The sequence below is a fragment of the Exiguobacterium sp. SH0S2 genome (genome assembly GCF_004337185.1).
GTDB lineage: Bacteria > Bacillota > Bacilli > Exiguobacteriales > Exiguobacteriaceae > Exiguobacterium > Exiguobacterium aurantiacum_A.
The window spans coordinates 237,136-257,298 of the sequence record NZ_SJVB01000003.1 but is presented as its reverse complement, the minus strand read 5'-3'; the positions used below and the strand labels follow the sequence as shown (position 1 = coordinate 257,298).

Below are 20,163 nucleotides of genomic sequence, written 5' to 3'. Positions count from 1 at the left end.
GAAAAGGTGCGCCAATTTGGAGGCGCACCTTTTTTTGTTCATTTTAAGTTTTCTGGATTCAACGGTTGTAACGTGTCGACGACGAAACGGCCGTCTTTCCGGATCAAGACGTCGTCAAACCAAATCTCACCGCCGCCATAGTCAGGACGTTGGATATTGACGAGGTCCCAATGGATGGAAGAGTTGTTGCCGTTATAGGCATCGTCATACGCTTGTCCCGGGGTGAAATGGAAACTGCCATCGATTTTCTCATCGAATAAAATATCTTTCATCGGGTGTTGGATGTAAGGGTTCACGCCGATCGCAAATTCGCCGACGTAACGAGCTCCTTCGTCCGTATCGAACACTTCATTGATGCGCTCGGTATCGTTCGCCGTCGCTTCGACGATTTTTCCGTCTTTAAATGTCAGCGTCACGTTCTCGAACGTAAAACCGTGGTACGGCGATGGCGTGTTGTACGTGATGACGCCGTTGATTGAATCTTTGACCGGTGCGGTGAACACTTCTCCGTCCGGGATGTTCATTTGACCTGAGCACTTGATGGCTGGGATGTCTTTGATTGAGAACGTGAGCTCCGTGCCTGGTCCTTTAATCGTGACACGGTCGGTCTGGTCCATGAGCGTGACGAGTGCGTCCATAGCCCGGTCCATCTTGCCGTAATCGAGTGTGCAGACGTTGAAATAGAAGTCTTCGAACGCCTCCGTCGATTTTCCGGCGAGTTGGGCCATTGACGGTGATGGGTAACGTAAGACGACCCATTTCGTCCCTTTGACGCGATCTTCCGTATGCATTTTACCGATTGTGGCGCCGACAAGCTTTTGTTGCTCGGCGGGAACGTCCGACAGCTCGTTAATGTTATCACCCGCACGGAGACCGATATAGGCGTCCATCGCTTGCATTTGCTTGCGTTCGATGTCGGCCATCAACTCGAGTTGTTCCTTGCTTGCTTGCGTGTATAACTTCCGCAAGATACGGCTTTCTTTCAACAAGACGAACGGCTGCCCCCCGGCTTCGTACGCTTTTTCGACAAGTGCCTCGACGAGCGACTCCTCGACGCCGAAATTCTCGATGAGAACGCGTTCGCCTGGCTTTAATTCGGTTGAATAATTGATCAATCCGTCTGCCAATTGCGTGATTCTTGGATCTCTCATACAAACACCCCTTAAACTTTTTTTAATTTATTTCTATTTTAGTGTAATCGAAAACATAAAAACGGGTAAAGGAATAATCAGACCGGATGGCGAAAACGGTAGTGACAAATCTTTTCAGTCATAATGGTGCTATAATGAAACCACCACATAATCGAACAGGAGGAATGGACGAATGGAAATCACCTTAGGAGGCATTGCAGGGCTCATCGCAGCACTTGCATTTGTCGTACTCGTATTTTTCTTGGCTCGCGTCTTGTCGAACGTCAATCGCACACTCGGCAGCGTCGCGAATACGACAGAAAATTTAGAACGTCAATTAGATGGCATCACAATGGAAGTGACGGCGCTCTTACATAAGACGAACCGTCTCGTAGATAACGTGGAAGAGAAGACAGAGTTGCTCGCACCGGTGGCACATGCCCTCGACGAACTTGGTACTTCGCTAAATGAAGTGACTGAGTCGGTACGAACAGTTTCTTCATCGGTTCACGTGGCAGCAGACGAAAATAAAGACCAGATTGCCCAAGCTGTACGTTGGGGCTCGGTCGCAGTAGAATTATTCAAGAAAAACAAAACAGAAACTTCTTCAGAAGAGCGCCCGTCACGCCGTCGTGGCCGCCGGGAGCGTAAGCAAGAAACGCCGTCGGTCTCACCAGGATTAATCGCGACAGACGATACAATCAAATCATAACAAGCCCAAGGAGGATATATTATGACATACGTTAAAAAAGACCAAACAAATCAAGATCAGCAATCAAGCGGCGGATTCCTAGCCGGCGTCGTCCTCGGCGGTATCATCGGTGCAGCCGTTGCCTTGCTCACCTCGCCAAAAAGTGGACGCGAAGTACGTACTTATCTCGATGAGAAAACATCGACTTCACGTGAACGCTTGACCGTCAAATCAAAAGAAGTACGTGAAAAAGCTGAGCCGGTCGTCGGGGAATGGATCAAAGTAGCGAGCGACAAGGCTGCTCCGGTCCTCAATCTCGTCAAAGATAAGGCACGCGAGGCTGCTGAACTGAAACAGCAAGTCGACGAAGATGAACTCTCAATCGAAGAAGCGATGGAAAAAGCGGATCAGCTCGTCGCGGAAGCGGAAGCCGAAGTGAAAGAACAGCTCGATCAAGCAGCAGAAGAGACGTCAAGCGAAGCAACAAAACAAGCTGACACGGACGCTAAGCCAGAATCGGCCCAATCAAAAGGCGAGTCAAACTCGAAAGCGAACAATTCGAATGCGAACAAATCGAACACGAATAAGTCGAATGCGAGCAAGCAAGAGCCGAAGAATAGTCGCGACGAGTCGACGAACTATGAGTCGGATTTCGAGGCACCTGTCAAAGACTTGCTCGACGATGAATCAAAACAAGAGCTGAAAGAATTGAAGAACGACTTGAAGAACGGCAATAAATAATGCGTCAAGTGTCCGGACAATCCGGACACTTTTTTTGTGGATTTTGTGTCACAGCCCATTTGTCTATGACAAAGCGAATAAAGTTCGCTATAATTAAGATTCTGGAAAGAACGGATTAGGAATGAGAGGGAAATTATGAGTCCACAAGATCAATTGAATCGATTACGTCGTGAAATGGATGAGTTGAACCGTGAGATGCTCGACTTGATTAGTCGTCGTGGAACGCTCGCGGTCGAAATTGGAAAAGTGAAACGTCTTCAAGGTGTGGAGCGGTATGACCCGGTTCGAGAACGAGAAATGTTAGATTTCATCGCCGCCTCGAATCCCGGTCCTTTCGAGACGTCACGCCTTCAGCATTTGTTCAAAGAAATGTTTAAAGCGTCTGCCGAGTTGCAAGGAGAAGACCGAGATAAAACGTTGCTCGTGTCGCGCAAGCGTCAAGCCGAAGATACGATCGTCACATTGAAAGATGTAGTCATCGGTAACGGTCGGCCGCAATTGATTGCCGGTCCATGTGCGGTCGAATCGTTCGAGCAAGTGAATGCAGTTGCTGAGAAATTAGCGTTGTCCGGCGTGAAAATCATGCGCGGCGGCGCCTATAAGCCGCGGACTTCACCGTACGACTTCCAAGGTCTCGGATTTGAAGGGCTCAAACTGTTGAAACAAGCGGCCGATCGCCACGACTTGCGTGTCATCTCAGAGATTATGACACCGGGTGCGGTCGAGTCAGCGCTGCCTTACGTCGATATCATTCAAGTCGGGGCGCGCAACATGCAAAACTTCGATTTGTTGAAAGAAGTCGGAAAGACGTCAAAACCGGTTCTACTGAAGCGGGGTCTTGCGGCGACGATCGAAGAATTCATCTATGCGGCGGAATACATCATGGCGAGCGGCAATAGCCAAGTCATTTTGTGCGAACGCGGTATCCGGACGTATGAGCGGGCGACACGTAACACGCTCGACATCACGGCCGTGCCGATTTTAAAACAAGAGACACATTTACCGGTCATGGTCGATGTCACCCACTCAACGGGACGACGCGATTTGTTGCTTCCTGCAGCGAAAGCGGCGCTCGCGGTCGGGGCCGACGGCGTCATGGTCGAAGTGCACCCGAATCCGGCAATCGCCTTGTCTGATGCCCAGCAGCAGCTTGATTTCGATCAATTTGATCAGTTCATCGATGGGCTCACAGCTCAGTTCCCTCAACTTGATTTGGTTAAAAAATAAGCTTTCCAATTGGAAACGTTTTATATAGCGTGAAGACAGGGTAAAATGATGACAGATACCTGTCTTCCTTTTTTGATACGTTTTTTGAAAATCGTTTGAAAATCATTGCTTGTAGGAGGAGTTTTAATGAATAGTAACAATATCACAATCTATGACGTCGCACGCGAAGCAGGGGTGTCGATGGCGACCGTCTCACGTGTCGTCAACGGAAACCCGAACGTGAAGCCGACAACCCGTAAAAAAGTACAGGAAGCAATCGATCGACTCGGCTATCGTCCGAACGCCGTCGCACGTGGTCTCGCGAGTAAAAAGACGACGACCGTCGGCGTCATCGTGCCAGACATCTCAAACATCTTCTTTGCTGATTTAGCACGCGGAATCGAGGACGTGGCGACGATGTATAAATACAACATCATCCTCGGCAACTCGGACTCGAACCGCGACAAGGAAATTCATTTGTTGAACACGTTACTCGGTAAACAAGTCGATGGGATCATCTTCATGGGCGGCCGTCTTCACGAAGACCTCGTCGATGAGTTCAAAAAATCACCGGTCCCGATCGTTCTTGCAGCGACGTTGAACCAAGGGTATGACCTCCCAGCGGTCAATATCGACTATGAGCAGGCTGCTTATGACGCAACAAAAATGTTGATCGGCCACGGCCATAAACAAGTCGGCTTCATCACGGGGCCGCTCGAGCAACAAATCAATGGCGAGAAGAAGTTCTCTGGCTACCGCCGTGCCCTTGAGGATGCGGGACTTCCGTTCCGTGAGAACGATGTCATCCTTGGGAACTATACGTATGCGTCTGGCCTCGAAGCGATGCAAAAGATGCTCGGACGCGATGACTGCCCGAAAGCAATCTTCGCCGGTACGGACGAGATGGCACTCGGCGTCATCCATGCGATCCAAGACGCTGGGTATTCTGTGCCGAACGATTTTGAAGTCGTCGGTCACGATAACACGCGTCTCGCCACGATGATTCGTCCGAAGTTGACGACGGTCGTTCAACCGATGTATGACATCGGAGCTGTCGCTATGCGATTATTGACGAAAATCTTGAATGCTGAAGAAATCGAAGAGAAGAACGTCGTCTTGCCGCACCGGATCGAACGTCGTGACTCGTTACGAAAAGACTGAATCAAAAAACCCGATGTGAGTTGGCAATTGCCAACTCACATCGGGTTTTTCATAAGTAAAGTGACTTGCGGTCGTTTGAGATGAACGGCCAAAATGCGCGTTTCGTCACTTCCCAGTTCTTCTCTTCGATTTGTTGCCGTCGCGGAATATGGTCGAAAGTGTACGAATGGTCATCCCATGTCGTCGGCAACGGCTGGTCTGACTCTTTTTGCCACCGTTCAATCCAAGCGGAGGGGATGTCGCCTGCGTACGGAGCTTCGCGTGTCAATCCGGCCCATACTTGCGACCAGGCGCGCGGGACAGCTCGGAACCAGTCGTACCCGCCGCCGCCTAGGGCGACGAGTCGTCCTTCTGTGTACTCGTCGGCGAGGCGAGAGGCGATTTGAGGGATTTGTTCGAACGTATGAATCGTCGAGGCGAGATGCGTCAACGGGTCGAACGCGTGCGCATCAGCCCCGTTCTGCGTCAAGATGATATCTGGTTTGAACCACTCACACGCTTCCCGGAGCACGGTCTCGTAACAGCGCAGGAACGATTCGTCTTGGGTGAAAGCATCAATCGGGACGTTCCAACTATAGCCGTAGCCGTTCCCGTTGCCGCGCTCTGTGACCGCGCCTGTGCCTGGGAAGAGGTAGCGGCCGGTCTCGTGGATCGATAGCGTCATCACATCAGCGTCATCATAGAACAGCCATTGGACACCGTCTCCGTGGTGAGCGTCTGTATCGACGTAGAGGACCCGCGTCCCGTATTGCTTGCGGACGTGAGCGATGGCGACGGCCGCGTCGTTATAGACGCAAAAGCCGGACGCTTTTCGTCTCATCCCGTGATGGAGCCCGCCACCGACGTGAAAAGCGCGTTCGACTTGTCCGCTCGCGACGAGTTCAAGCGCATGCATCGTTCCGCCGACGAGCCGGGCAGCTCCTTCGTGAATAGCTGGGAAGATGGGTGTATCTTCCGTCCCGAGTCCGAATTTATTTGCTTTCAGCCCTGACAGTTTACCCGCGGCAGCTGCTTGGACGGCCTCGATGTAGTCGACGTCATGGACAAGCGCGAGCGACTCGACTGAAGCAATCGGTGAGGCGATCCACTCAGAGGCTGACAGTTTTCCGGAATCGACCAGAAGAGATGTCGTCAGCTCCAAACGAATCGGATTGAACGGATGATCCGCGTGGAAGCGGTACGAGTTCTCATTCTCCCCGAATATGTAGGCGGGTCTCATTGGAACATCTCCGGACCCAGTACGTCAAAACCTTCTCGCTTTAATCGATCGATGATGCGCAGCGGGTTCATCGTTTGAACACGGAATGAGATGATTCGCTTATATGGATCGGGTGTCGGATGGACGAAGACGTTGATAATATTCACGTTCGTTTTTGCCAAGAGCCGCGTCACTTTTTCAAGTGCCCCGGTCGTATTCTCGACAAGGATCTCGATTTGCGAGCTCGGTTCGAGTGCGCCCGTCAATTGGACGAAATAACGAAGTAAATCGGTTTCGGTCAACACACCGACAAGTTTTCCTTGTTCGACGATCGGCAGGCACGTCAAACGATATTCATAGAACAGGGCGGCCGCGTCTTCAAAAAAATCGTACGGGTGGGCTGTCGTCACGTCCTGACGCATAATGCTCGAGACCGGGTTTTTGAAGTCGGCACGCTCACTCTCTGGATGAAATACACTTGTGGCGCCGCTCATCTCGAACTGACCGACAATCCCGACGACTTGCCGGGCCGGATTGGTGACGATCAAGTGGCGTACTTTATGGTCGCGCATGAGTTTTGCCGCGTGCGCAATCGTATTGGTCGGTTGAATCGTCACGACGTGGCGATTCATCATTTGCTCAATCAGCATCGTAACCCTCCTCAGTCATACATGAACCGGCGGCGAAGCCGGAGTGAATCGAAGTGATCAATCGATTCTTGCCGCACGTTTTTTCCGATGCGGGCCATCAGACAGTTGGCCGGGTGGGACGCGATTTCCGGGTCGTCCGTCGGATAGAAGACAAGACCGCCGTGGTTCATCATTTTCTCCATCACTTTGCGGTAGTCCCAAATCGACAGACCGCTTCCTTTTAAATCCCAGTGCCAATAGTATTCCGTCGTCAAGATTAAAAAATCATCCATATGTGGATCCAGCATCGACACTTCGAGTAGCTGTTTACCGATCCGTTGTCCCCGGAAGCGCGGGCTCACCTCGATGGCGCCGAGCTCGAGAATATACGGATCATTGCCCTCGCTCCAACGTTCATACGGGTCCGGATATAAATACGTGACGTAACCGATGACGAGGTCGTCAACGCGCGCGACGATGATCCGTCCTTCTTTCAACCCGGCAATTTCAACGAGCGCCTTATGTTGGTCTTCTGGCTCTCGAAACGCGGTCAAGCCTTCATCAAGCCGATACGTTGCGAGCACGTCGCTCCCGATTGGTCCATCGATGATTACGGCTCCGAGTGAGGTTTCCCACACTTTTGAATGATATTGTTTTTCCATGGAGTCACCACCTTCTTCACGTTCTATTATAGCGCTTTCATTGCACAACGTTCACACTGTTTTGGAGTTTTTGGAAATTCATTGATTTGTCATAATATTAACACTATACTGAAAGTGGATACACCATTCACTATAGGGGGAGGCGAATCTTTGACGATGGAAAAATTGAAAGCGTTATCAGGGGAACATCAATTAGCGTCGTATGAAGAGGCTTGTCAGTCGTTCGAGTGGACACAAGCAGAAGCACTGTTGTCTTGGAACTTGACTGGAAATGTCAACATGGCGTACGAGGCGATTGATCGTCACGCTGAAGGGGAGCTGGCGGGCAAACTGGCACTGCTCTATTTCGATGGGGATCGGGAAGAGCGGTATACTTACGCGCAGATGAAACAGGAAAGCAATCGCGCTGGAAATGTTCTGAAATCGGTTGGGGTGGAGAAAGGCGATCGTGTCTTTGTCTTCATGCCGCGGAGTCCAGAACTTTATTTTATTTTACTCGGTGCGTTAAAGCTCGGTGCGATTGTCGGACCGCTATTTGAGGCGTTCATGGAACAGGCGGTACACGACCGGTTGCTCGACGCGGAAGCGAAAGTCATCGTGACGACAGAGGCGCTGTTGCCGCGTGTACCCGTTGATCAATTGCCACATCTTGAGACGATTTTGCTTGTTGGCGACGACGTCGACGAGTCAGGGAAAATCATCGATTACCGGAAACTGGCGCATGACGCATCGACCGATCTTGATATTACGTGGGTCGACCGGGAAGACGGCATGATCTTGCATTATACGTCGGGCTCGACCGGGAAACCGAAAGGCGTCTTGCACGTCCATAACGCCATGGTCCAGCACTTAATGACCGGGAAATGGGTGCTCGATTTGCAACCGGACGATATTTACTGGTGCACCGCCGATCCGGGCTGGGTGACGGGTACGAGTTATGGGATTTTTGCGCCGTTCTTGAACGGGGCGACGAACGTGATTGTCGGCGGACGGTTCAACCCTGAGTTTTGGTACTCGGTCATCGAGAGGTTCGGCGTCACCGTCTGGTACAGCGCGCCGACAGCGTTCCGGATGTTGATGGGCGCGGGGGAGGAAGCGTTCGAGAAGTACGACTTGTCATCACTGCGCCACATTCTATCGGTCGGCGAACCGCTCAACCCGGAAGTCATTCGCTGGGGCAACGAATCGTTCGGGCTACGCATTCATGACACGTGGTGGATGACGGAGACAGGAGCGATGATGATCTGTAACTATCCGACGATGGACATTAAACCGGGGTCGATGGGGAAAGCGATTCCTGGCTGTGAGGCGGCGATCTTAGACGACCGTGGCCAACCGCTACCACCGCATCGGATGGGCAACTTGGCATTGAAGACGCCTTGGCCGTCGATGATGCGTAAAATTTGGAAAAATGATGCGAAGTACGAGAGCTACTTCTGGGGTGACTGGTACGTATCTGGTGATTCGGCCTATATGGACGAGGACGGTTATTTCTGGTTCCAAGGCCGAGTGGATGACGTCATCATGACGGCAGGAGAGCGGGTCGGACCGTTCGAAGTCGAGAGCCGCCTTGTCGAGCATCCGGCTGTCGCCGAAGCCGGAGTCATCGGGAAACCGGATCCGATTCGCGGTGAGATCATCAAAGCGTTCATCGCGCTTCGCAAAGGCTATGAGCCATCGGACGAATTGAAAGCAGAAATCCAAAAATTCGTCAAAGAAGGTTTGGCGGCCCATGCGGCACCGCGTGAGATCGAGTTCAAAGACAAATTGCCGAAAACGCGGAGCGGGAAAATTATGCGTCGCGTCCTCAAAGCGTGGGAGTTGAACCTTGAGGCCGGAGACTTATCGACGATGGAAGATTGAGCATAAAAAAGGTCGACACGCGATGTGTCGACCTTTCGTTTGGCTTGCGTTATGAAGCATCCGCCTCTTTCTCGGCTTCTTCTTTTGCTTTCGCTTCATCTTCAGCTTTCTTCTTGGCTTCAGCTTCGGCTTTTTTAGCAGCATCAGCTTTTTTCTTTGCTTCTTCTTCGGCTTTCTTTGCGGCCTCAGCTTTTTGTTTTGCTTCAGCTTCAGCGTTTGCTTTTGCATCAGCATCACGCTTTGCATCGGCATCTTGTTCTGCCTGTTCAGCTTCTTCTTTGGCTTCTTCGGCTTTTTGTTTTGCTTCTTCAGCTTTCTTCTTCGCTTCCTCTTCTTTCTTCTTCTCTTCGAGTTTCTTCTTCTCAGAGAACGTTCCAGAGTCTTTGAAGTCGTCTGGTTTTACGCTAGACGGTTGAGAGAAGCGTGCCCCAGTGTTGAAGATTTCAGGATTGTCGGCGTACACGCGGTTGGCCGTCTGTGACCAGATACGTTGCGTCCGTTGATAATACTGACCTACTTCATAACTGTTTTGCATTTCACCGAATTGTGAGTCAAAACCAGACCACACGGCGAGCGTGACGTTCGGATTCGAGCCAACCAAATACGAGTCGCGGCGATCGTTCGTCGTACCAGATTTACCCATCCAATCGCCAGGGACGTTCAAGAGTGATCGAGCGTACGTCGCTGTTCCTGACGTATAGACATCACGGAGCATGTCGATGACAAGGTAAGACGTACGATCGGTATAGATGCGCGTCTTTTTCGGTTGTTTCTCAAAAATGGTTTCACCGTTATACTCGATGCGCTCGATAAAGTATGGTTCGACATGTTCCCCATAGTTCGCGAGCATCGCGTACGACGCTGCTAGGTTGACCGGACTGACTTCTCCGACACCTAATGCCATCGATGAAGCGTTTCGGTTCGCTTCCGATACTTCAATGCCCATATCGATGAGTTTTTGCGTATCGGCAGTCTTTTGGTTCCGTTCTTCGTAAATCTTAACAGCCGGAACGTTGAGGGAACGTTTCAGCGCTTCACGGGCAGTGACTGGACCGTTGTGTGTTCTACTCTCGTTCAATACTTCTTTTTTCGGTTGTCCTGGACCGGTGAATTTATAGAAATATTTTTCATCTAAAATGACGGTTTCAGGTGTGATCATCCCAGCTTCAATCGCATTCGCGTAAACCAAGATTGGTTTTGCTGTCGATCCGATTTGTCGCTCCATGCGCATAGCTCGGTTCACTTCGTCGGTTTTTCCGTTAATATAGCGGCCGCCGACGAAACCTAGGATGCGTCCTGTCTTATTTTCAATCATGATAGACGCTGTCTGTTCAGGTAACGTGCGGTCTTCTTCTTTGATGTATTGATTTTTATCAAAGTTATTGGCATTTTTAGCCGGTTGTTGCATCGCCTCGTGAACTTCTTTATCAAGCGTCATATGAATTTTGAATCCGCCCTGGCGCAACATATTGTGGGCTCGTTTGGCGTAAGTCGTTCTAATTTCATTTTGTTCTTTCGTTTTTAAATCTGCTAAGACGATGCCGTCTTGTTCGAGCAAGTAATTTGTGACGATCTGTCTAGCTTGAAGCTCTGCTTCTTGCACAACATACGGATAACGATCGCGCGGCTTCGATTGTGTCTTCATGAAGTCTTGCGTGATGTCGTAGTTGTACGCGGCGTCATAGTCTTCTTTTGTGATTTTGCCGGCGACGTACATCCGGTTGAGTACCGTCTTCATCCGATTGATGGCCGGTGACACGTCCTCTTTGATGACACCGCCTTGATAATACGGTGTATACAGGAACGGGTTTTTCGGAATCCCGGCGAGGAAAGCGGCTTGCGGCAACGTCAGCTTCTCGGCCGACGTGTTGAAGACGCCACGAGAGGCGGCCTCGATGCCTGAGATGTTGCGTCCCATCGAGTTACGTCCGAACGAGACGACGTTCAAGTAGGCGTTTAAAATCTCATCTTTGTCCATCGCTTTCTCTAAACGGAGGGCAAGCAGGATTTCTTTTGCTTTCCGTTCGAATGAGACCTCGTTCGTCAGCATTTGGTTTTTAATGAGCTGTTGGGTTAGTGTTGAACCACCTGTCCGCTCTTCCGAACCGGTCGCTTCTTGCAGGATGGCCCGAAGCGTCGCTTTCGGGACGACGCCGTCGTGTTCATAAAACTCGACGTCTTCGGTGGCGAGTAAGGCATCGACGACGAAAGGTGAAACTTTATCGACCGTGATCGGTACCCGAACTTCATCGGTCGTATAGTTCCCAATCCGTTCACCGCTTCCGAAGTAAATCTCGGACGTCGATGAGTACGTATTGATTTGTGACGTCATCGTTTTATAGGCTGGAGTCGGCATATCTTTAACGAGTGATGCGAAATATCCGGCCCCGATCCCGGCACCTAAGAAACCGATGAGGACGACAGAGATGATGGTGAGGAGCAAAACGTTCCACGACACATCATAAAATACATTGGCATAACGGCGGGCTTTCAACGACTTTGGTGTGTTCCATATGTCTCGAATCTTCTGCAGCATGACAGCCTCCTTAATATGGTGTAAAACTATTTTAGACAGTATTATATACGATTATAGCACAAGTCCTTGCCCACCTTATCGTGAATGAGCAGACTAATGCAAGTTTCAATCTTGCAGTTGACAACGAGGAAACGTAACTTATAAAATGAATAGCATAGTCAATAATAGTAGACGCGATGAAAAAAACGAAGTAGTCGGTTGACCGCTTGTCCAGAAAGCTAGTGGGTGCTGTGAACTAGCCAATGTCAACGATGAATTACACTTTTGGAGCGTGCCATTCGGCCGGGTTGGGACCGTTATCTCTCGTTTTAAGTGGCCACAGCTGTGGCAATTAGGGTGGTACCGCGGAATCTCCGTCCCTTCTCATTTGAGAAGGGGCGTTTTTTTATGTCAATTGAAGGAGTGGAAAACATGGAACTATTAAAAGATTTAGAATTTCGAGGGCTCGTCAACCAAATGACGGATGAGGCAGGATTGAAAGAGCAACTGAGCAAACCGACGACACTATACACAGGGTTCGACCCGACGGCGGACTCGCTCCATATCGGACACTTGCTACCGATCTTGACGTTGAAGCGTTTCCAAGAGGCGGGACACCACGTCATCGCGCTCGTCGGTGGCGCGACCGGGATGATTGGCGACCCGTCAGGACGGTCGGACGAACGCTCGCTCAACACGCTCGATACGGTCAAAGAGTTTTCGGACCGGATCAAAGATCAGTTGAGCCGCTTCCTCCCGCTCGAAGGGGAGAACCCGATCACGATCCGCAACAACTATGAATGGACAGAAGAGCTGTCGATCATCGATTTCTTACGTGACATCGGCAAGCATTTTCCGATCAGCTACATGCTCGCGAAAGACTCGGTCGATTCGCGCATGGAAAACGGGATTTCATACACGGAGTTCTCATACATGTTGCTCCAATCGTTTGATTTCTTGAAGTTGTACGAGACAGAGAATTGCCGTCTCCAAGTCGGCGGTAGCGATCAGTGGGGCAACATCACGGCCGGGCTTGAATTGATCCGTCGCTTCGGCCATTCGGAGAAGGCGTTCGGTCTGACTGTGCCGCTCGTCACGAAGTCGGACGGACAGAAGTTTGGGAAGACGGCCGGTGGTGCGGTATGGCTCGACGCGGACAAGACGACACCGTACGAGTTTTACCAGTTTTGGATCAACGTCGACGATGCCGACGTCATCAAGTTCATCAAGTACTTCACGTTCATGACACATGAAGAGATCGACGCGCTCGAAGCGGAAATGACGGCAGCACCTGAAAAACGTGCGGCACAGCGCCGTCTTGCCGAGGAAATGACGAAGCTCGTCCACGGTGAGGCGGGTCTTGACCAAGCGGAACGCATCACGACAGCGTTCTTCAGCGGCGATTTGAAGACACTCAAGCCCGAGGATATGGATGCCGCGTTCAAAGGGATGCCGCAGTTCGAACTCGACGGCGAACGCAATCTCGTCGATCTTCTCGTCGAGGCAAAAATCGCTCCATCAAAACGCCAAGCGCGCGAAGATGTTCAAAACGGGGCGATCTACTTGAACGGCGAACGCGAGCAAGCGCTCGACAAGCTCGTCACGCGTGAAGACACGCTCGGGGACTTCACAATCATCCGCCGAGGCAAAAAGAAATACTTCGTGATCCGTCACGTCTAACCGATCCGTCCATGTCCGCAAAGTTTGCGGACATGGACTTTTTTTGTTGTGTCAAATCAGGTGTGGTCTGATACCATTTCAAATATAGGGAACGAGGAGGACGTCTAATGGATATCGAAGAGTTTTTTGGCGAACAGTTTCATCAGTGGCGGGAACGGTTCCGCTATTACGAGATGGCGATCACGGAGCTTGAGAGCGACCTTGGCATCATCGACCTCGATTGGCAGACCCGACTTGGCTATTCGCCGATCGAACACGTGAAGACGCGGATGAAGACGTTGCCGTCGATCATTCGGAAGATGAATCAAAAACAGCTCCCACTCGAAGTGGAAGCGTTATGGGACAATATTTATGACGTCGCCGGCGTACGGATCGTCACGAGTTTCCGCGATGACATCTACGCGATTCTCGATCACTTGAAAAAGCGGGACGACTTACAGATCGACGTCATCAAAGACTATATCGAACATCCAAAGCCGAGCGGTTACCGCAGTCTCCATCTGATTGTGCGGACGAAAGTGTACTTGGCGGAACGTGTCATCTGGGTGCCGGCTGAGATTCAAATTCGGACGCTCGCGATGGATTTTTGGGCGGCGACCGAACATAAGCTTCAATATAAATATCAGCAAAAAATCCCAGAGACGTCGCGACAAGAGCTTATGGAAGCGGCTCGTATGGCAGACGCGCTCGATACGCAGATGGGCCGGATTCGCGAACAGATTTTACAACAATAAAAAAATCCCCTTTCCTGCCGATGCAGGGAAGGGGATAAAAGCATTAACGTGAGTAGTACTCAACGATGAGTTGCTCTTTGATTTGGTCGTTCAATTCAGCGCGCTCAGGGATACGTACGTACGTACCTTCGAGTTTCTCAGCGTCGAACGTGATGAATTCTTTTGTAGCTGGTGCTACTTCAAGAGCTTCAGCAATCGCTTTGAAAGTTTTCGATTTTTCGCGAACCGAGATGACTTGACCTGGTTTTACACGGTAAGACGCGATGTCTACGCGTGAACCGTCAACTTGGATGTGACCGTGGTTGACGAGTTGGCGTGCTCCACGACGTGTGCGAGCGAGGCCCATACGGTAAACGAGGTTGTCAAGGCGTGACTCGAGCAAGAACATGAAGTTCTCACCGTGGATACCTTGCATTTTCCCAGCATCGTTGAAGATGCGACGGAATTGCTTCTCGTTGATTCCGTACATGTGACGGAGTGCTTGCTTCGCTTGAAGCTGAAGACCGTATTCAGAGATTTTACGACGACCATTGCCGTGTTGGCCTGGTGCGTAAGGACGTTTTGCTAATTCTTTACCCGTTTCGCTAAGCGAGATGCCTAAGCGACGCGAGAGTTTCCAAGCTGGACCTGTGTAACGAGCCATGATTGGACTCCTCCTTGTTGTTCATGTATTTTGCACAAAAGAACAACGGTGTCAAAGACGGGTGACGCCCCTTTCTAGGTTCAAGCACCTTCACTTGATAGCGAAGCTACAAGATGCTCCTCCGACTCAGTCGAGGCCCGAAAGGTGGATACGTCTGTCTAGGACTGCTATCGTCATTTCATGCACAAAAATCAGTATACGATGGATCGGGCAGCTTGTCAATCAGATGAAGCGAAGTAATGTCTGGCAAAATTGCTCTAAGCCTTGGCGATCGACTTCTGAGAAGCGATCGAACTCGGGACTGTCGATATCGAGGACGCCGATCGTTTTGCCGTCACGGATGAGCGGGACGACGATTTCAGAGTTCGAGGCCGCATCGCAGGCGATATGGCCTGGGAATTGGTGGACGTCGGCGATCAACTGTGTCTCTTGTGTCGATGCGGCCGTGCCGCAGACGCCTTTGCCGAAGGCGATATGGACGCAAGCAGGAAGACCTTGGAACGGTCCGAGGATGAGGCTGTCGTCACCGTCAGTCAAATAGAAGCCGACCCAGTTGATGCGGTCAAGAAACTGGTTGAGCAGAGCGCTCGCGTTCGAAAGGTTAGCGACTTGGTTCGTCTCTCCTTCGAGCAGGGCAGCGAGTTGTTTGTTAAGTAAGTCATAGCCGGCGGCCAGGTCGCCAGAGTAAGTAGTAGTTTGGAACATTTGTTTCCCTCCTATATCAAGATGTATTTCAGATTAGCATCATGGTACACGCATTTTTTTATTTTGTCTCCCAAAAAGATTTTCGCGGAAAATAACATTCTCTCCCTAAACCGTTGGAAAACCTATGCAAAACATTGTTTCTATAATATGATTATTAATATCTATACTTATAAAATACTTCATTTTCTTCTTAAAGATACATAAGTCCACGAAAGCGGCTTGGAGGTTGTTACAGAGATGGATTACGGAATATACGGAATTTTAATTGGAATTATTGTCATCGCTCTAGGAGCAATGTTAGGTAGTATGCTAGCTAGACGAAGTTTTTACCAGAAAATTGATGATTTGGATATGCGAAAACAAGGCATCCTGAGTGCGAGTGTCCCGGCCGAGCTTCAAAAGTTCAAACAGTGGCCGATGGAAGGCGAAACGAAAGAAAAATTCGAACGCTGGCACCAGTCGTGGGATGAACTCGTCAGCGTCCACACGGGTCAAATCGATGAGGCGCTATATCGTTCAGAGGAAGACCTCGACAAATATCGTTTCCTTAAAGTCAAATCAGACTTGGCTGCGACCGAACAGTTGATCGAAGAACTCGAATCGATGGTTCACGCGATGCTCGATGAGATGGCAGAGTTTAACGACTATCATGCCTCCCTGCTAGATATCGTCAAAAAAGACGAGAAAGAACTGTATCAGTTCCGCAAGACGCTCATTTCTCAAAATAGCGCTTTTGGCCCGACATACGATCTCGTCGAAACCGAAATCGCTGTTGCGGAAGCGAAACGGACCGAGATGATGACCCTCAAGCAAGAAGGGCAAGTCTCAGAGGCGTTCATGGCCGGCCAAGTCCTGTCTGAAAAGGTGACGAAGATCCGTGAACTCGTTCAAGTGATTCCCCAGTTTGTCCGGACGGTTCAATTTGACTTAAAGCATCAACTGAATCAACTGCGTGCAGGTCATAAAGAAATGCAGATGGATGGCTACGCCCTCGAGACGCTCGGGTTAGTCGAAGAGATCGAGCAGGCAGAAGACCGCCGTCTTGCGCTCATGACTCGGATCGAACAGCTTGATTTTGAACACTTTGAAACGGACATGCAGCAACTCAGTTCGGATATCGATCAATTGTTCGAGGCGTTCAGCTCCGAGGTCGATGCAAGGCAGTACGTAAAAAAAGAGTTTGCTGGGGTCAAAGAACGCGAACGGCAGACGAACGAATTGATGACGCGCCTTCACCAAGAGATGTCGCGGCTTGTCAGCAACTATGAGATCAATGCCCGGGTCGGTGAGGAGTTCGAACAATTGGACCGGGAACGTGCGGTGCTCGCTGCGAACGTCCTCGATATCGAACAAGCACTCGTCGCTCAGGTGATTCCGTTCAGTCTGATCAAATCAAAAGTGCAAGATGCGAAACGGTCACTCGACCAGTTCGGTGCGATGCATGAACGGTTTATCGAAAATACGAACTCGCTTCGTAAAGAAGAGCTCGAAGTTCGGAATAAACTCGAGTCATGGAAGAAGGAATTGTCCGCTCACCGTCGCCTCTTGGCGAAGAGCGCGATGCCGGTCGTTCCGACTGATTTGACGAGTGACATGCGACAACTTCAAAAAGGGGTGCAGTCGCTAGATGAACAGTTCGAGAAGGCACCGTTCAACATGACGTATATCGTCGGCCTCAGTCACGATGTCGAGGAAACGATGGATAACTTCCGTGACCGCGTCAAAGCACTGCTCCGGCAAGTGACGTATGCGGAACAGTTGCTCCAGTATGCGAATCGGTACCGTCGTCGTGATAACGAGGTGCATGTCGCCTTGACGCTCGCTGAGAACAAGTTTTTACACGGCGAGTACGGTACGGCCGTCGAAATCGGTGAACGTGTGCTCGGGCGCTTCGACGAAGGAGCGGCTCGCGAGATCCGTCAACGTGTTGAAAAAGGTTTGGAACAACAAGATATGCTTCGAAAATAATCTATGCATGAAGATTGACGTAAACGGGAATTAACGTAGACGTCAATCTTTTTTGAATCGAGGAGGAATTTTGTGATGGGAACGCTTTGGGTAAACGGAAAGATCTATACGCTGAACAAAGAACATGAAATGGCACGGGCGATGTATGTCGAGCACGGACGCGTGTTGAAACTCGGGGAGGAAGGTCATCTTCGCCGTACATACGCGGGCCGGATCAAACAGATTGTGAACCTCGAAGGGAAGAGCGTGTATCCGGCGTTTACGGACTCGCACATTCACTTGATCGGATATGGCGAGGCGCTCGACCGCATCGACGCGACCGAGACGACGGATTTAAACGCCTTGCTCGAAGCGATGAAAGCGAAGTCGGGAGGGGACGACTGGATCGTCGCTGAAGGCTTTAACGATCGTCTGCTCGGACAGATGCCGACACGTGAGATGATCGATGCCGTCATTCCGGATCGCCCGGTCGTCTTGAAGCGCGTCTGTCGCCACGTCGCCGTCGTCAACTCGAAAGGCCTCGAGCGCTTAGGCCTCATTCATCACACCGTCATCGAAGGCGGGAAGCTCGGACGTGATGACGACGGGAAATTGAACGGCGTGTTGTACGATGCGGCGCTCGATCTGCTCCATAAAGAGCTCGGCGGAAATCGTGAGAAGAACGTCGCCTCGATCCGTCGGGCCGTCGACTCGTTGTTCGCCCATGGGATCGTCGGAGCCCACACGGAAGACTTGTTCTACCACGGAGACCCGCTCGAGACGATTCAAGCATATGAAGATGTGCTTCAAGAACTTCCGTTCCATGCCCATCTGCTCGTCCATGAACAAGTCGTTGATCAATTGCTGCAAAAAGATGCGCTCGCGAAGCGCCTACGCTTCGACTTCGGGGCGATGAAGATTTTCGTCGACGGTTCGTTCGGCGGTCGGACGGCGCTCTTGTCCGAGCCGTATGCTGATGAAGTCGGGCAGCGCGGGATCGAAGTCCACCGCCCGGACCACCTCGAGGCGCTCGTCAAAAAAGCGCGCTCATACGGGATGAACGTTGCGGCTCATGTCATCGGAGATGCGGCGGCTGAGCAGTTCATCACGCTGCTCGAGAAGTATCCGGCGAAACGAGGGACGCGCGACCGCATCATCCACGCTTCGCTATTGAACGATTCGCTGTTGAAGCGGATCAGTGCGTTGCCGGTCCTCATCGACGCACAACCGGTCTTTTTGTCGGATGATATGGACTTGTTGTTCGACCGCCTAGGCAACGAGCGGGTCGACGACGCGTATCGGTTCAAATCGATGCTCGATACGGGTGCGCTCGTACTCGGGGGTAGTGATGCCCCGATCTCTTCTGTCGACGTCAGAAAGGGGCTCTATGCCGCTGTGACACGACAATCGTTTGAAGCGTCGGGTGCACTGAATCCAACGGAACGTCTGTCGATGTACGAAGCGCTACGGAGTTTCACCTACTCACCGCGTGTCGCGACTGGGACACATGGCCGTGACGGCCTGTTGATTCAAAGCTATAATGCGACGTTCACCGTTTGGGAAGAGGATTTCTTTGACTTGAACGGACAAGATATTTTGAACAACCGACTTGTCATGACCGTCGTCGAAGGTTCGCCCGTCTACGAGGCGGACGTCATCAAAGCATGAGAAAAGGCTAGTCGTCCGCAATGGACGACTAGCCTTTGTCAGTTCAGAAGAAAGAGCGTTGCACTTTGTGCCAGAACGAGTTGGTTTTCAACTTGACCGTTTTGACGACCTTGTCCGACAATTCGATGTCGATCCGGTCTGTATACTTCAAACTAAGCGCTTCGTTATCCATACCGATAATCGGATAATCGTTTCCGTCTTCAACGATGCGGAGCGACAGCTTACGTGAATCGTGGACGATGAACGCTGAGCCGAGCGTGCGGTAACGGTTGTTGTTCACCGAAGCGATTTCACTCACTTGCATGCACGGGATGAGCGGGTCGACGACCGCGCCATTCAACGATTTATTGTAGGCGGTCGATCCGGTCGGTGTCGACACGACCATTCCATCCCCGCGGAACGTCTCGAAGTGGAGGTCGTCGATGTAGACTTCGATCGCGAGCGATTTGATGATACTCGATTTGATCGATGCCTCGTTCAAACAGAGGAGTGGCGACGATTCATTGATTGAAGCGGATAAGAGCGGATATTTCCGTACTTCGAGACCGGCTTCGATCCGGGCAGAGTTATCCGAGAATAAACGGTCGACTTCGTCGAGTTTATGTATATCGAAGTCGCAGTAAAATTCGTTGAGGCCGCGGCCGAAACCGACATAGATGGCGTCTTGACGGAACCCGGTGTAACGGACGGCCTGTAAAAACGCGCCATCTCCCCCGATGGCGACGATGATGTTGGCATCTTCCGGGCGGTCCATGATGTTGAAACCATGTTTCTCCCCGATCTCTCTTAATTTTTTTACCTCTTTCGTGAACTCGTTGACGTTACGATGGTGCAGATACACGTTGTTTCTCATCTAAATCATCCCCTTTGTCAATTGTGTCCTTCTCATTATAACTTGTTTTAGGCGTCCGATATAGGGAAAATGACAATCAGGCCGTCTGAAGCAGGATGCTTGTCTTCGTGACGGCACCATCGATATGATGAAGAAGT

General features: G+C 50.9%; 17 protein-coding genes and 1 other annotated feature. Of the genes, 9 read left to right on the top strand and 8 right to left on the bottom strand.

The features are described from left to right. Nucleotides 1-38 precede the first annotated feature (38 nt). Entirely contained in the window at nucleotides 39-1,151 is a 1,113-nt protein-coding gene (locus EVJ21_RS09950) for an aminopeptidase (RefSeq protein ID WP_131463850.1), read from the bottom strand. A 172-nt stretch (nucleotides 1,152-1,323) separates the two neighbouring features. Between EVJ21_RS09950 and EVJ21_RS09945 the strand changes: the two genes are divergently transcribed. The 4 genes from EVJ21_RS09945 (at nucleotide 1,324) to ccpA (ending at nucleotide 4,929) form a co-directional block, all read left to right on the top strand. Then, a complete protein-coding gene (locus EVJ21_RS09945; protein ID WP_131490410.1) occupies nucleotides 1,324-1,842 on the top strand; it encodes a DUF948 domain-containing protein in 519 nt (172 codons plus the stop codon). Nucleotides 1,843-1,863: 21 nt separating this feature from the next. After that, nucleotides 1,864-2,562: a YtxH domain-containing protein gene (locus EVJ21_RS09940; RefSeq protein WP_070329436.1), complete on the top strand. Its 699-nt coding sequence runs from the start codon at nucleotides 1,864-1,866 to the stop codon at nucleotides 2,560-2,562. Between the two features lie 135 nt (nucleotides 2,563-2,697). Then, nucleotides 2,698-3,789, top strand: coding sequence for a bifunctional 3-deoxy-7-phosphoheptulonate synthase/chorismate mutase (locus EVJ21_RS09935; protein ID WP_070329437.1), 1,092 nt, complete (start codon nucleotides 2,698-2,700; stop codon nucleotides 3,787-3,789). A 126-nt stretch (nucleotides 3,790-3,915) separates the two neighbouring features. After that, a complete protein-coding gene (ccpA, locus tag EVJ21_RS09930; protein WP_070329438.1) occupies nucleotides 3,916-4,929 on the top strand; it encodes a catabolite control protein A in 1,014 nt (337 codons plus the stop codon). 49 nt (nucleotides 4,930-4,978) lie between these two features. On the opposite strand, the gene EVJ21_RS09925 is transcribed toward ccpA, so the two are convergent. Genes EVJ21_RS09925 through EVJ21_RS09915 form a run of 3 tightly spaced genes read right to left on the bottom strand, consistent with a single transcriptional unit; the run spans nucleotide 4,979 to nucleotide 7,418 of the window. Further along, nucleotides 4,979-6,148, bottom strand: coding sequence for an acetoin utilization protein AcuC (locus EVJ21_RS09925; protein WP_131463848.1), 1,170 nt, complete (start codon nucleotides 6,146-6,148; stop codon nucleotides 4,979-4,981). Further along, nucleotides 6,145-6,777, bottom strand: a complete 633-nt coding sequence (locus tag EVJ21_RS09920) for an acetoin utilization AcuB family protein (RefSeq protein ID WP_070329481.1) — start codon at nucleotides 6,775-6,777, stop codon at nucleotides 6,145-6,147. Before EVJ21_RS09920 ends, EVJ21_RS09925 begins: the two co-directional genes overlap by 4 nt. A gap of 11 nt (nucleotides 6,778-6,788) precedes the next feature. Further along, nucleotides 6,789-7,418: a GNAT family N-acetyltransferase gene (locus EVJ21_RS09915; protein ID WP_070329482.1), complete on the bottom strand. Its 630-nt coding sequence runs from the start codon at nucleotides 7,416-7,418 to the stop codon at nucleotides 6,789-6,791. Between the two features lie 156 nt (nucleotides 7,419-7,574). Between EVJ21_RS09915 and acsA the strand changes: the two genes are divergently transcribed. Then, a complete protein-coding gene (gene acsA, locus EVJ21_RS09910) occupies nucleotides 7,575-9,281 on the top strand; it encodes an acetate--CoA ligase (RefSeq protein ID WP_131464908.1) in 1,707 nt (568 codons plus the stop codon). Between the two features lie 49 nt (nucleotides 9,282-9,330). Here the strand turns inward: acsA and EVJ21_RS09905 are convergent, their stop codons facing one another. Then, entirely contained in the window at nucleotides 9,331-11,817 is a 2,487-nt protein-coding gene (locus EVJ21_RS09905; RefSeq protein ID WP_131490409.1) for a transglycosylase domain-containing protein, read from the bottom strand. A 167-nt stretch (nucleotides 11,818-11,984) separates the two neighbouring features. Next, nucleotides 11,985-12,181: a binding site (T-box leader), on the top strand. Nucleotides 12,182-12,228: 47 nt separating this feature from the next. Here EVJ21_RS09905 and tyrS point away from each other — a divergent pair. Then, nucleotides 12,229-13,476 (top strand): tyrosine--tRNA ligase, encoded by a 1,248-nt coding sequence (gene tyrS / locus EVJ21_RS09900; RefSeq protein ID WP_070329484.1) that lies wholly within the window; start codon nucleotides 12,229-12,231, stop codon nucleotides 13,474-13,476. A 107-nt stretch (nucleotides 13,477-13,583) separates the two neighbouring features. Then, a complete protein-coding gene (locus tag EVJ21_RS09895) occupies nucleotides 13,584-14,210 on the top strand; it encodes a GTP pyrophosphokinase (RefSeq protein WP_131490408.1) in 627 nt (208 codons plus the stop codon). 43 nt (nucleotides 14,211-14,253) lie between these two features. Here EVJ21_RS09895 and rpsD read toward each other — a convergent pair whose 3' ends face one another. Both rpsD and EVJ21_RS09885 read right to left on the bottom strand, forming a co-directional pair. Then, complete coding sequence (rpsD, locus tag EVJ21_RS09890; RefSeq protein WP_016508465.1) at nucleotides 14,254-14,853, bottom strand: 30S ribosomal protein S4; 600 nt, start codon at nucleotides 14,851-14,853, stop codon at nucleotides 14,254-14,256. A 222-nt stretch (nucleotides 14,854-15,075) separates the two neighbouring features. Further along, entirely contained in the window at nucleotides 15,076-15,558 is a 483-nt protein-coding gene (locus EVJ21_RS09885) for a GAF domain-containing protein (RefSeq protein WP_070329486.1), read from the bottom strand. Nucleotides 15,559-15,795: 237 nt separating this feature from the next. On the opposite strand from EVJ21_RS09885, the gene ezrA reads away from it, so the two are divergent. Next, nucleotides 15,796-17,526, top strand: coding sequence for a septation ring formation regulator EzrA (gene ezrA, locus EVJ21_RS09880; protein WP_131443037.1), 1,731 nt, complete (start codon nucleotides 15,796-15,798; stop codon nucleotides 17,524-17,526). 75 nt (nucleotides 17,527-17,601) lie between these two features. Next, a complete protein-coding gene (locus tag EVJ21_RS09875; RefSeq protein WP_131490407.1) occupies nucleotides 17,602-19,173 on the top strand; it encodes an amidohydrolase in 1,572 nt (523 codons plus the stop codon). 43 nt (nucleotides 19,174-19,216) lie between these two features. Here the strand turns inward: EVJ21_RS09875 and EVJ21_RS09870 are convergent, their stop codons facing one another. After that, nucleotides 19,217-20,026, bottom strand: coding sequence for an NAD kinase (locus tag EVJ21_RS09870; protein WP_071397834.1), 810 nt, complete (start codon nucleotides 20,024-20,026; stop codon nucleotides 19,217-19,219). Between the last annotated feature and the right edge of the window lie 137 nt (nucleotides 20,027-20,163).

Excerpts from the sequence above, each read along its gene's own strand:
- EVJ21_RS09925 (WP_131463848.1), bottom strand. The coding sequence starts at position 6,148 with ATGAGACCCGCCTACATATTCGGGGAGAATGAGAACTCGTACCGCTTC.
- rpsD (WP_016508465.1), bottom strand. The coding sequence starts at position 14,853 with ATGGCTCGTTACACAGGTCCAGCTTGGAAACTCTCGCGTCGCTTAGGC.
- EVJ21_RS09940 (WP_070329436.1), top strand. The coding sequence starts at position 1,864 with ATGACATACGTTAAAAAAGACCAAACAAATCAAGATCAGCAATCAAGC.
- EVJ21_RS09915 (WP_070329482.1), bottom strand. The coding sequence starts at position 7,418 with ATGGAAAAACAATATCATTCAAAAGTGTGGGAAACCTCACTCGGAGCC.
- EVJ21_RS09920 (WP_070329481.1), bottom strand. The coding sequence starts at position 6,777 with ATGCTGATTGAGCAAATGATGAATCGCCACGTCGTGACGATTCAACCG.
- tyrS (WP_070329484.1), top strand. The coding sequence starts at position 12,229 with ATGGAACTATTAAAAGATTTAGAATTTCGAGGGCTCGTCAACCAAATG.
- EVJ21_RS09905 (WP_131490409.1), bottom strand. The coding sequence starts at position 11,817 with ATGCTGCAGAAGATTCGAGACATATGGAACACACCAAAGTCGTTGAAA.
- EVJ21_RS09945 (WP_131490410.1), top strand. The coding sequence starts at position 1,324 with ATGGAAATCACCTTAGGAGGCATTGCAGGGCTCATCGCAGCACTTGCA.
- EVJ21_RS09895 (WP_131490408.1), top strand. The coding sequence starts at position 13,584 with ATGGATATCGAAGAGTTTTTTGGCGAACAGTTTCATCAGTGGCGGGAA.
- ccpA (WP_070329438.1), top strand. The coding sequence starts at position 3,916 with ATGAATAGTAACAATATCACAATCTATGACGTCGCACGCGAAGCAGGG.
- EVJ21_RS09875 (WP_131490407.1), top strand. The coding sequence starts at position 17,602 with ATGGGAACGCTTTGGGTAAACGGAAAGATCTATACGCTGAACAAAGAA.
- EVJ21_RS09870 (WP_071397834.1), bottom strand. The coding sequence starts at position 20,026 with ATGAGAAACAACGTGTATCTGCACCATCGTAACGTCAACGAGTTCACG.
- acsA (WP_131464908.1), top strand. The coding sequence starts at position 7,575 with ATGGAAAAATTGAAAGCGTTATCAGGGGAACATCAATTAGCGTCGTAT.
- EVJ21_RS09935 (WP_070329437.1), top strand. The coding sequence starts at position 2,698 with ATGAGTCCACAAGATCAATTGAATCGATTACGTCGTGAAATGGATGAG.
- EVJ21_RS09885 (WP_070329486.1), bottom strand. The coding sequence starts at position 15,558 with ATGTTCCAAACTACTACTTACTCTGGCGACCTGGCCGCCGGCTATGAC.
- EVJ21_RS09950 (WP_131463850.1), bottom strand. The coding sequence starts at position 1,151 with ATGAGAGATCCAAGAATCACGCAATTGGCAGACGGATTGATCAATTAT.
- ezrA (WP_131443037.1), top strand. The coding sequence starts at position 15,796 with ATGGATTACGGAATATACGGAATTTTAATTGGAATTATTGTCATCGCT.